The organism is Mucilaginibacter boryungensis (genome assembly GCF_015221995.1).
GTDB classification, from domain to species: domain Bacteria; phylum Bacteroidota; class Bacteroidia; order Sphingobacteriales; family Sphingobacteriaceae; genus Mucilaginibacter; species Mucilaginibacter boryungensis.
In genome coordinates this window covers 964,774-977,022 of the sequence record NZ_JADFFM010000002.1, presented here as the reverse complement: position 1 = coordinate 977,022, position 12,249 = coordinate 964,774, and the positions used below count along the sequence as shown (strand labels likewise).

Sequence of the window (12,249 nt, the reverse complement as noted above, 5' to 3'; positions counted from 1 at the left end):
TGTGGTAAGTTTTAACGCTTAGTTATCTGAGCCGTGAATAATAGTACGATTGAGTGTGATTACATTGCCATTTATATCTCTCGTCGCCGTTTTCCGGCCAAAGCGATCATAATTTTGATAAATAATGTTGTCGTGCTCGTCGCATACACTTGTCACTCCAAATAATGGATCATAGGTGTATGTAGTCATAGTTGCATCCGCAGGCCATAACCTCAGATCGTCAATATCTGTTACAGTTGGGTAACTAATGCTTATAGTTGAATTAAACCCGGTAACGACGGCGGTATAAAGGTGCCAGCTCCCTTTTGTAGCTTGTTGGGTGAGCGTCACACCAGCTCCACCATTTGTTACTGTTGGACGATCAATTGCCCAAAAAGAAAGTACGTATTGCTTTCCGTTTGTCAGGGTATTTGAGCTGTTAATTGCCCCTGTACTTGACGATAAATGGAAATAATATCTTCCGGTTATTGGTTGAATTGATGATGTGTATGGAACAAAGGTCACGAAGGATGGATTGAAAGTCCAGTTCCCTTTGTTGTAATCAGTACCTGAAGCGAGGAAAGGTCCCTCAAAACTTGAATAAGCTATGTCCCTGTATTTAGCATTCGTTGCCTCTGCCACCTTTTGCCCGATCCGCGTATCCCAGATTGCGCTCGAATATTTTTCCTGATTTAAATATTTTGTCTCAAGCGGGTTGTTGTGATCGTCGTATATAGTGGTCTGACTTGCTACTAGGACTAAATCCGGATAAAAGATAGTACCTGCTTGGATGAGTGTGCCATCTTGCATGTTATCGGCCCAGAAGGGTACAGCGCTTGTTGATTTATACGTATAAGGGAACGTGAGACCAATTGAGTTTTGAACACCTTTTATAGTTTCAACAGATATTGCGGAGTCGACACCCGTCGTATGCTCTAGTAGCTCTGTTGTTGTTAAAAATTGTAATCCAGGCAAATAATACACGGGGACAGTGGGGGAACTAAATACATAATTGTAACTATACCTAAAATATTTATTGAAGTGTACACCGCGGCTGTCTGTCCAGCGAAGATTGGTTATGTTGTCGGCTCCATCGAAATCATACTCATAGGTATTCGACTGAGACCTACCATTTGAATAGACTGTATTTGTAACGTATTTCGCTCTCATAAGACTTGATTGGAAAGGAACATAACGCCTACTTATGACAGGCGTATCAATAACGGCACCGCTGATAAGCGTTGACCAGGGATATATGGGTACAAAAAAGTGCCCAGTGCCAAGAGAAACCCTATAACTGTTATAGCGTACATTTGAATACCAGACATCCGGATTATCACTTCTTTCATATTGAAATGTATCTTTTTGCATTAGATTTCCGTTGACGTCATAACTTTCTTTTTTCATCAAAAGTCCTAGTTCTGCCTGTTTAAAAGTATCTGCACAAAAGCCAGACATATAATCCATTGTTTGATTATATGTAAGCCGAGAACGACCGGTAACCTCATCAACTATGTTTGTGAATTGATATTTTTCGGTCGAGAGAGTCTCACCCGTACCGGATGTTGTATTGACCGAGACATTAGAATAGCCATGATTTGAATTTCGGTAAAAATTATAGGGAGTAACGAAGTGATTCAAATTGTAGCGAGCGACAAGTGTTCCTCCCGAATCAGGAAAGCCCCTATATACACCGGGATACCAAAAGTAGCCTCCTTTATAGAATCTAAGTCCATTTGAAAATGAGTAGGTAGTTGTGTAACCATTAGCGGGAGCAAATCCATCTTTGTATACTATTTTATCAATACACAACCCATCGTAAGTGTTAGTGGCGTCAAAATCGGAAGGCATCGGGAAAACATCACTCGTTGTTGGTGCATCTGATAAAGTATGCGCTTTATAATACAGATCTGTTTCGCCTCCACTGCCATTCTGTATCGATGTTAAAATGCATGCTTGTAACCCGCTAAGACTCGGACTTTTAGATATGCCTATCGTACTTGTTCCTGATGGGCCAGTACAACTATGGGACGGCACATCGAAAAAATGCGCAGTAGATCCATCCATAATGGGGAATGGGATTTGCCCATTAAAATAGCCAAACCAATCCTGCGATGCGAATAGACGCGGTGGAAGACGAGTGCTGTTATAGCTGAATGAATAATACGGCTCAGCAACACCATGATCGTTACCTGCTTTAGAAATACTCAATAATTTCAATCGCAAACTATTTGAGGCGCTGCTACATGATGTCGACATAGGTAATTCTGGATTTCCTGACCCGTCTGAATTAAAATAGGCGTAATTGAATCTATACGTTAATGAATTACCTACGTTATTGTCATAAGACTTGGAAATGGTTATTGAATCTAGAATATAGTTGTTGTATAAATCGCAACGCTTGTCGGATGCGCCGGCCATGCCAAACGAAACAACTGTCCCATCAGGATAATCGATCTCAGATAAATGAGTTACTGTGCCATGCCATACGTGAGCGGTATCAGCGCAGCCATCATATTTCCAACCACCCGTGGTATTGTCCTCCCATATTTGTTGGTCCTGGAAGTCCTGATATTGAATTTCGTAAGGGGCAGTATATTTGTAGGTAATAACTTGACCCGAATACGTGGTAATTTTAGTTAAAAGATATCTGTACAGAGGATGAATAACTGTATCGTTGTATTTTTTCCATTGGTAATCGACTTTGTTAAACTCGAATACATTTCCTTTTTCGTCAGTTATATTGGTGGTATTATAAGTCGTTCCCCCAATTGTAATAGGACCGGTTCTAGTTAATCGTATTTCGCTTTTAGGTGTTGTAACCGCGCCAATAGTGTCATCAATTACATAATCAAAAGACCGTCCACCTATCATACAGCTATATTTATCTCGCTCAGCTTCTTGAATGTATGTTGTAAATGCATCCGGATAATTGAATATGCCGACCAGTTCAGGATAGCTACCTCTAGCAGGAACTTTCAATTCATCTTCATACCCGTTAACGGTTCGTTCAATGAATCCTCCCGCCATGAGCTGCCACCCTAATCCTACTTCAGATGATATTTGATCAACAGTAATTCCCTTTGCATTGTAGTTTAAAGAAATTCCTAAATCCAGCCCATCTACGTTATATCCAAAAATAGGCACCGACATACTCGCTATTCCGGTGAAAAGATCGACGCTATAGTTTTTGCCAACATTTTGATATTCCTGTTGCGGTAACGTTTCAGGATACACCACATAATTTAATGCTGTTTGCGCGAGACTGTATTCCCAATTAAGGAATAACAGCGGTAGAATTAAGAGCAATTTTTTCATATATATTTTGTGTTGCTTTATTTTGAAATCGTTGAAAATCTTAAAACTATTGGCGAAGACAGACCTTTTTGCTGCCACCAGATATCATAGAGCACTTGTATTGTACCGTTCCATTTATCGTTTATGTGGTAGTTTTTCGTAAGTCCTATAAGTATGCTTTCGTTGTATGTATTTGTACTGTGCAGTGATGGTGCGGATGTTTGGTCCGTGCTGGTTGTATTACTGAATGCTGCTTGTTTATACAGCCGCTCGTAACCTGCATAAATGCCTATACCGTATTGCCATTGCCAGGCAGTATAGCTACGCAAGCCTACGCCTTGAAATGATAAACGGAGATCAGTCCAGCTTTGTCCCAAGCCGGTTGCTTCCACTACCCCTATACCATAGCTAAGTTTGGGCGATTGCCTGTAACCAGCCATTGCAGATAACTGTAGAATAGCCGGAGCGCCATCGATAGTAGCCCTTGTCGTCTGGAAATTGTATTGCTTCTCTATACGCTTCCAGAAAGGAAGACCGCGCATGGGATTTATTTTGAACGACGGTCTGTTTATATGCTTCAGATGCCTGAGGCTTTGCAGTGATTGCTTTGCTGTATTTATGTTCTGTGTCTTGTCCTGGAAGCTTTTTATCTGGTCACCCATTTTTGGGGATAAGCCGCTCAGATTACTGCCAAACCTTTGTTGTAAAGCTGCCTGTACCTGTTGCTTGGTTTGTAAGCCCATCTTTTGCAGGTCCGCTGCTGTTGCATTTGGTCCAAGGTTTTGCATGCTGTTAGGGCCTGCGGTGGCTTTATCCATATACTTATCAAAGCCGTCAGTGCCTTGCAGGTATTCCATCGCCTGATCCTCTGCTTTGGTTGGCTCTTCTTCCATCTCTTTGAAGACATTCATCTTTTGTTTTGCATAGTATACCTGCTTCTGTATGCCTGTAAAAGCAGGCATATTATTACTACCTGCTATGCTTTGAAGGGTATTGGTGCGTTGGTAGATGAGGTCATTAATATAGCTTCTGTAGTTAAGCTGGCTTTGCAACTGACTTAGTTTAGGATCTGTGGTTGGTAGTTGCGTATTGGTATTAAGTGCTGAAGATTTATTTTGAATGAATGATCGTATTGCTTTTAGGCTATCGATAGAAGCGTTATGCCTTGTAGCCGTTTTGGCAAGCATAGCACTATCCGGCTGTGATAGCTTTTGTATGGAGTCATAGCTAAGTAGTTGGTGACTGTACCTGTCATATGCCGCAGAGTCTTTTTGCTTGAGCTTTGCTGCAAATCGTTGTTCGCGTCTTGTAAGTCTTTTCAGTAGACGTTTTTGCTGGCGTTCCAGGCGAACATTTAGCTTGTTGAGAGATTTGACCTTAAAATCTATGTAACGGCTGCCCTGCACAATAAGCGTGTTTTCCTCTTGTGCATGAACACAATGAGGTTGGCACAGCCACAAAGCAACAATAAAGAGTAAACAGATGGGTCTGTTTCTCATATCCGAATAGTTTTAAAGGCAAGCTCAAAAAGGCACTCAGAAAAAATGCTTTTCACTGAAAGAAAGAGAATTCTAATTTCTCTTAGGGTTATAAGTAAATGGTCACAAACGTATCGTTTATGTTTTTAAAATTATAGTGTTTACAGGGAGGTATTTTACACGGGTTATTAACATTATAATTAATGTTATAGGTTCAATTCAATAAGCTTTTGATCATTTCATCTAATTTTTCCGGCAGTTCACCCTTATTAAGAAAGGCATCTGCTCCACTATTTAGCATCTCCTCGATAATTGCTTTTTCATAATTAATACTATAACCTAGAATTTTTACATGTGGCCAGCGTTTTTTCATTTCTCTTGTGGCAATAAATCCATCCATTACCGGCATATTAATATCCATGATACAGATATCCGGAAGTTGTTCCAGCCCTGGAATCGAATTAAGCAGGTCCTCCCCATTGGCCGCTTGTAGCACTACTGAATATCCATACTTCAATAAAATGTCACATACTATTGCTCGTACATATTTATGGTCATCGGCAATCGCAACATTAATATTTTTCATAGAAATAGGTTTAAAAACTGATGTAACGAGTTTACAAGCGACGAAACTAATACGGAATTTCAGAATGTCAAGTGCCTGACTTGTTGTATTTTACGGCGAAATCATTGTATTTTACCAGAAATATATGTAGTGCGTTATCGCGCTACTTACAAAATGCTAAATCATGGAACATTTAGGGAATAATATTGCAAGGCTTAGAAATTTCCGCCGCATTCCTCAGAAAGAAATGGCCGCAAAATTGCGAATGACGCAGCAAGCTTATTCGGCAGTAGAAAATAAAGCTGAAATTGATGAGGATTTGTTAGAGAAAATCGCCGAAGTGTTGGACTTTCCGGTTCAGGCAGTCAGGGAATTGGATGCTCATTCCGTTTTAAGCATCAATCAACAAGGAGGAAACGCAGGAAGCGTGTTTTATCAGTATAACCCAAACGAGAAAATACAGGAGTTGTATGAACGTTTACTGAAAGAAAAGGATGATATTATAAAAAGCAAGGACGAAGTAATAGAGATGTACAGAAAGCAAAAAAACGCATCCTAGTTGGGTTTTAAATCATTGTTGATACAGTGAATGATTTTTATACATCCTTCAGTGACTTAACATCAACTTTTATTTCGTTCACTGTCCGTAGTAATTCTTCTATTAGTGTTTCTGAGGATGGAATCACATCCGTGATGTGGCTATGATATTTCCATATTTCTGCAATATCGCCGGCAAAAACTTCTTTGTCTTCATAAGCCGGGTTTAGCGAATGCAGCAGCATGGTCCGGTTCGTATCAATCTGACTGCTTACCATCTTGAATAGAAAGGTTTGCTCATTCCGCATGATAACAATACAAGGTGTTTTTTTCAGGCCTGTCCAGTCCGTAACATATTCTGTGATCACCAAACAATTCTCAGGAATTGGCAACATCGAATCACCCTCTGTCGGGAACATCCTGAAAGTTTTGTTTTCGGGTAAGTGTGGCAATGACAGTTTCGGCAACTTGCCAATATAGGTTGGGTCATTGTATCCTGCCAGGTAGCCCGCCTTAGCTTTCACCGGAACAAACTCAACATTTTCTTTATTGTTCTTATCTACACTTATCGATAACACCCTGATCCGTCCACCTGAAATATAAACATCATTGCCTGCTTCAAGTTCCCTCAGCCTCAACTCACCCAGCTTCGCCAGGTCCACTTTCAACAAGGTATCAATGCTGATTTTAAAATATTCAGAAAATTTAATTAAGTCTTCCAATGAAAGGTTTTTTACCGCCCCGGTTTCCTGCATTGCGAGCTTTGAGCGCGCAATTCCCAGCTTTTCAGCCATAAATTCCTGGCTTATTTTCTTCCTGTTTCTAAGGAACTTCAGGTTGGATGCCCAATAAAAATTTTGACTTGTCATTTTATTTTGTTAGAATTATTGACAGTGTATTGTCAATATTATTGACAAATATAGGATTTCTATAAACAAAAACAAGGGGAGGCAGTATGGCAGCAGCAAGTCAGAAAGAGATTATCAGCCGTTTAAAAAAGGATCTCCTGGTGTGGGAGGGCTTTAAACGCAGTGATGCCGATAAGGCTGGGGCAATCGGGATGGGTAGTATCGAAGACCATTTCCCGGAGAAAGTGTTTCCTAAAGGGCATATTCACGAAATGATCAGCTATCAGCCGGAAAGCTCAGTGGCCAGTAATGGCTTTATTTCCGCGATCACGGGGAAGCTGTTGGGCAATACTGGTTTTTGTGTATGGGTGAGTGCTGCCAGGACAATTTACCCGCCAACTTTAGCTTTATTTGGCATCCCGCCCGAACAGGTAATATTCGCCGATGTACGAACGCAGAAAGAAGCATTATGGACGGTAGAAGAGGCACTCAAATGCGAAGCTTTGACCGTGGTAATCGGCGAAATATCCGAATTAAGCTTTGGCGATTCACGCCGTTTACAGCTTGCCGTAGAGAAAAGCCGGGTTACCGGTTTCATTCACCGCAACAATCCCCGGACTGAAAATACGACCGCCTGCGTGACCAGGTGGAAAGTCGATCCGCTGATGAGTACAGGCCATCCGGCAATGCCCGGCATTGGCTTCCCCTGTTGGGATATTAAACTGCTAAAAGTCCGGAACGGGCAGCCGGGGAACTGGCAGGTCGAATGGAACGGGGCCTTCTGCCATTTACAGTCAACGACGGTTGCGATACCGCAATTTCAAAAACGAAAAACGGGTTAAGATGTCGAAGCGCTTTATGGTAATTGCTTTCTGTCATTTAACGACGGACTGGATGGTCCGTCGTCGGCCGGAATTACGTACGATCCCTTTTGTCTTAGCCGCCCCTGAACGAAACCGCATGGTGATTAAGGCGGTCAATGTGATTGCCGCTGCCAATGGGATTTGCTGTGGCACCGTGGTAGCTGATGCCCGTGCGGTTTATCCCGGATTAGAAGTATTCGATGACCGGCCGCAATTAGCAGAACAACTGCTTAAAGCATTGGGTGAATGGTGCATTCGATATACCCCTGTTGTTGCAATTGGCTTACCAAATTGCTTAATACTCGATATCAGCGGCTGTTCCCATCTATGGGGCGGCGAAGCCGCCTACCTAAAGGATATTCTTAAACGCCTGTTTGCTTTTGGCTATCATGTGAAGGCCGCCATTGCTGATACGATTGGCACGGCATGGGCGGTATGCAATTATGGCCCGGAACCTGCCGCAATTGTTGAAGCGGGCAGGCAGGCCGAAGCATTGTCGTTGCTGCCCACTGCCGCCTTACGCCTTGAAGATGCCATCGTTGAAAAATTACGCAAGCTGGGCTTTTACCAGGTCCGGGCTTTCATCCACATGCCAAGAAGGGCATTACGGCGCAGGTTTGGACAGTCCATGCTCAACAGGATTGATCAGGCGCTCGGATGGGTGAAGGAAAGTATCGAGCCGCTGTGCCCTGTCGTACCCTACCAGGAGCGGCTTCCGAGCCTGGAGGCGATACGTACTAAAACAGGCATTGAAATAGCATTAAAAAAATTACTGGAAGGCTTGTGCAAACGACTGGAAAAAGAAGGCCAGGGCTTGCGAAAATGCAGCTTAAGGACTTACCGCGTAGATGGCAGGCAACAACTCATTGAGATTGGCACCAGCCGGGCAACGCGCAACATACAGCACCTATATAAACTGTTCGAGGATAAGATAAGTACCATCGCACCGGGGCTGGGCATTGAGCTCTTTGTTTTGGACGCTCCCGTGGTGGAAGAATTGCCCGCTAACCAGGAAGCTATCTGGAATACGACCAGTGCCAACCAGCAGGCCCTTATCGCTGAACTGATCGACCGCATCAGTGGCAAAATAGGGGAAAAGGCAATACATCGCTACCTGCCTGCAGAGCATCACTGGCCGGAGTATGCTGTGAAGCGGGCAACCTCATTAGAGGAAAAACCTGCAACGGAATGGCCGCTTGATTTGCCACGTCCACTGCACCTCTTACCAAAACCACAGAAGATTGAAGTTACTGTCCGGCTTCCGGACTACCCGCCGATGCTGTTTCATTACCAGGAAAAACTGCACCGGGTGCAAAAGGCAGACGGGCCGGAGCGCATCGAACAGGAGTGGTGGTTGCGTAAAGGGGAATACCGCGATTATTACTGTGTTGAAGACGAGCAAGGCGCACGGTACTGGCTCTTCCGCCTGGGTCACTATGATAATGCCACACCTGAGTGGTACCTGCATGGATTTTTCGCTTAGTGTAAATGAATGAATTATGGAATACTCAGAATTACAGGTAACAACGAACTTCAGTTTTCTCCGCGGAGGCTCCCATCCGCGGGAACTGGTTGCCTGCGCTGCTGCATATGGTCATACAAAAATTGCCATCACCGACCGCAACTCCGTAGCAGGGGTAGTGCGTGCGCATCTTGCGGCTAAAGAGGCAGGCATTCCCATTATTCCCGGCTGCCGTTTCGATCTATTGGATGGCCCCAGCCTGCTTGCCTATCCCACCGACCAGGATGCATGGACAAGGATGTGCGCTTTGATCACCCTCGGAAATTTGAGAACGGAAAAAGGACAATGTGATTTATATAAGAAAGACCTGTACGATCATGCGCAGGGTATACTGTTTGCGCTCATCCCGCCGGATACTTTAAACAAGGCTTTTGAATTTGATGCATCTTTTATCGCAAATGCATATGAGTATCGCGAGGCTTTGGGCAGTAATCTTTATGTATGTGCCAATCGAACTTACAGGGCCAATGATGCAAAGCGCCTGTACCGGATCTCCGGGCTGGATATCCCCATGCTTGCAACTAACGACGTGCATTATCATCATAGCGAACGCAGGCCCTTACAGGATGTGCTGATGTGCATTCGTGAAAAATGCAACATTTATAACGCCGGCTATAAGCTGCATCAAAATGCGGAAAGGCACCTGAAAAGCACGGCGGAAATGGAGCGCTTATTCCGCGGGTATCCCGACGCGATCCGCAGGACACAGGAGATATCTGAAGCATGCACTTTTTCGCTGGACACCTTAAAATATATCGAGCCGGAGAATATTAGCACCGACGGACTTACGGCACAGGAGCGTTTGACAAAGCTCACCATCGAGGGTGCCCATAAACGATATGGAGACGTCATCCCGGAAAAAGTAAAAACACAGATAGCATTTGAACTGGACTTTATCGAGCGGCGCAAGCTGGCACCTTACTTTCTGCGGGTACACCAATACACCAGCAAAGCCGCTGAACTGGAAATACTGTACCAGGGCCGTGGCTCGGCTGCTAACTCCACGGTGTGTTTCTGTCTGGCTATTACGCCGGTTGACCCAATGAAGTCCCGATTGGTATTTTCGCGCTTCATGTCTGATGCCCGTGAAGAATGGCCGGACATTGATGTTGATTTCGAGCACGAGCGCCGCGAAGAAATTATCCAATTTATCTATGAAGATTATGGCCGCGAACATGCTGCCATCGTAGCCACCGTTACCCAGGAACGGTACAAAGGTGCTGTCCGCGATGTTGGTAAAGCGATGGGCTTGTCCGAGGATACGATCAAGCGCCTTTCCGGTTCGGTATGGCATTATCATGAGGAAGGCGTTGATCTGCAATTTCTCAGCGAACAGGGCTTAAACCCTGACGACCCGCACCTGCGCAAAGTGGTGGAGCTGACCGACCAGTTGATGGGATTTCCAAGACAGCTTGGACAACATACCGGGGGCTTTGTGATAACGCATGGAAAACTGTCCGACATCTGCCCTGTATTAAATGCCCGCATGGAAAACAGGGTACAACTCGAATGGAACAAAGATGACCTTGAAGCATTGGGTATTCTTAAGGTGGACGTGCTAGGATTAGGTATGCTTACTTGCATACGCAAAGGCTTTGATCTCATTAAACAGCATTACGGCCCCAAAGTGACCTTAGCTAATATACCGCAGGATGACGCCGAAGTATATGATATGTTCTGTCATGCGGACACGGTAGGAGTTTTCCAGATCGAAAGCCGCGCGCAAATGTCCATGCTGCCGCGCCTGCAGCCACGCTGCTTCTACGACCTTGTGATCGAAGTCGCTATTGTACGGCCCGGTCCGATACAAGGCCAGATGGTACACCCGTACCTGAAGCGCCGCCAGGGTTTGATCCCCGTTGAGTACCCTTCACCCGAACTGGAAGAGATTCTTGGCAGAACCTTGGGCGTACCACTCTTCCAGGAACAGGCTATGGAGATTGCAATTATCGCAGCGGGCTATACACCCGCCGAGGCGGACCAGTTGCGCAGGAGCATCGCCAGTTTCAAAGCGAACGGGCAATTGCATCTGCAGGAAAGCAAGTTTGTCAATGGCATGGTGAACAACGGCTATACACCTGAGTTTTCCGAATACACTTTCAAATTGTTGCAGGGATTTCAGGAAGGCTACGGCTTTCCCGAAAGTCATGCTTCTGCATTTGCCTGGCTTGTATATGTCTCCGGCTGGATCAAATGCCATTACCCCGATGTTTTCTGTGCGGCCTTATTGAATAGTCAGCCGATGGGCTTTTATCAACCCGCGCAGATCGTAACCGATGCAAAAAAGCATGGCGTCGTCGTACGGCCAATTGATATCAACTATTCTATGTGGGACAATATTTTGGAAGAGCAGGATGGTAAATACCGCGCTTTGCGGCTGGGCTTCAGGCAGGCCAATGGCATACGGCAAGACGATATGGACATCCTGGTATCGGCACGGACAAATCCTTTCAAATCAATAGAGGAACTGCACGATGCGGGCATTTCGATTGCCACGCTGGAATTGCTGGCGGACGCCGATGCGTTTCGCTCCATAAACCTTGACCGCCGGCAGGCATTATGGGAGGTAACGGCCTTAAAGGATAAGCCCGCCGGCCTGTTCGTCAATCAACCATCAGAAAGTGCTTATGAAGGCCCAATTGAATTACCGCATATGTCGGCGGCAGAACATGTCGTGCAGGATTATATGGCAGTTGGCTTATCGCTGAAAGCGCATCCCGTTAGCTTCTTACGGCCCCGCCTGGATCAATTGCAGGTTACCCCTACCGCTGCTCTGTCCTCTTTTAAAAATGGCGACAAGATAAAAGTCGCGGGATTGGTAACGGTGCGGCAGCGGCCGGGAACAGCAAAGGGGGTGATGTTCATTACAATCGAGGATGAAACAGGATTTGCCAATCTGGTCGTCTGGGCTAAAGTCTTTGAAACATATCGCAAGGAAATTCTACAGGGCCATTTATTAATGGCCGAAGGAATATTGCAGATAGAAGGAGAAGTCATCCACGTAGTTGCAAAACGCTGTTTTGACCTATCACGGCTCTTACAACAACTTCCTAAAACCGGCCAGGAGGACGAAAACAAATCGGGGAAAGAAAACAAAAAAGCCCCTCCGCCAAATGTGCAAGGGGATCTGTTTGCTGTTTCAAGGAACTTCAGGTAAGCG

The 12,249-nt window shown here is 44.8% G+C and carries 8 protein-coding genes; 4 read left to right on the top strand and 4 right to left on the bottom strand.

The genetic code is table 11. The features are described 5' to 3' along the window. Nucleotides 1-18: 18 nt before the first annotated feature. From IRJ18_RS17240 to IRJ18_RS17230, 3 genes are all read right to left on the bottom strand, one after another. Complete coding sequence (locus IRJ18_RS17240) at nucleotides 19-3,297, bottom strand: hypothetical protein (RefSeq protein ID WP_194107541.1); 3,279 nt, start codon at nucleotides 3,295-3,297, stop codon at nucleotides 19-21. Between the two features lie 17 nt (nucleotides 3,298-3,314). Beyond that, nucleotides 3,315-4,775: a hypothetical protein gene (locus tag IRJ18_RS17235; protein ID WP_194107540.1), complete on the bottom strand. Its 1,461-nt coding sequence runs from the start codon at nucleotides 4,773-4,775 to the stop codon at nucleotides 3,315-3,317. Between the two features lie 193 nt (nucleotides 4,776-4,968). Then, a complete protein-coding gene (locus IRJ18_RS17230) occupies nucleotides 4,969-5,340 on the bottom strand; it encodes a response regulator (protein ID WP_147030526.1) in 372 nt (123 codons plus the stop codon). Between the two features lie 163 nt (nucleotides 5,341-5,503). Between IRJ18_RS17230 and IRJ18_RS17225 the strand changes: the two genes are divergently transcribed. Beyond that, entirely contained in the window at nucleotides 5,504-5,878 is a 375-nt protein-coding gene (locus IRJ18_RS17225) for a helix-turn-helix domain-containing protein (protein WP_194107539.1), read from the top strand. A gap of 37 nt (nucleotides 5,879-5,915) precedes the next feature. On the opposite strand, the gene IRJ18_RS17220 is transcribed toward IRJ18_RS17225, so the two are convergent. Then, nucleotides 5,916-6,725 (bottom strand): XRE family transcriptional regulator, encoded by an 810-nt coding sequence (locus tag IRJ18_RS17220; protein ID WP_194107538.1) that lies wholly within the window; start codon nucleotides 6,723-6,725, stop codon nucleotides 5,916-5,918. A 140-nt stretch (nucleotides 6,726-6,865) separates the two neighbouring features. On the opposite strand from IRJ18_RS17220, the gene IRJ18_RS17215 reads away from it, so the two are divergent. From IRJ18_RS17215 to IRJ18_RS17205, 3 genes are read left to right on the top strand one after another with little or no spacing between them, the layout of a single operon-like run. Next, a complete protein-coding gene (locus tag IRJ18_RS17215; protein ID WP_194107537.1) occupies nucleotides 6,866-7,546 on the top strand; it encodes an ImuA family protein in 681 nt (226 codons plus the stop codon). A gap of 1 nt (nucleotide 7,547) precedes the next feature. Continuing rightward, the gene (locus tag IRJ18_RS17210) at nucleotides 7,548-9,050 is read left to right on the top strand and encodes a Y-family DNA polymerase (protein ID WP_194107536.1); all 1,503 of its coding nucleotides are present in this window, start codon (nucleotides 7,548-7,550) and stop codon (nucleotides 9,048-9,050) included. Between the two features lie 16 nt (nucleotides 9,051-9,066). Then, on the top strand, nucleotides 9,067-12,246 hold the full coding sequence (locus IRJ18_RS17205) for an error-prone DNA polymerase (RefSeq protein WP_194107535.1): 3,180 nt from the start codon (nucleotides 9,067-9,069) through the stop codon (nucleotides 12,244-12,246). Nucleotides 12,247-12,249 lie beyond the last annotated feature (3 nt).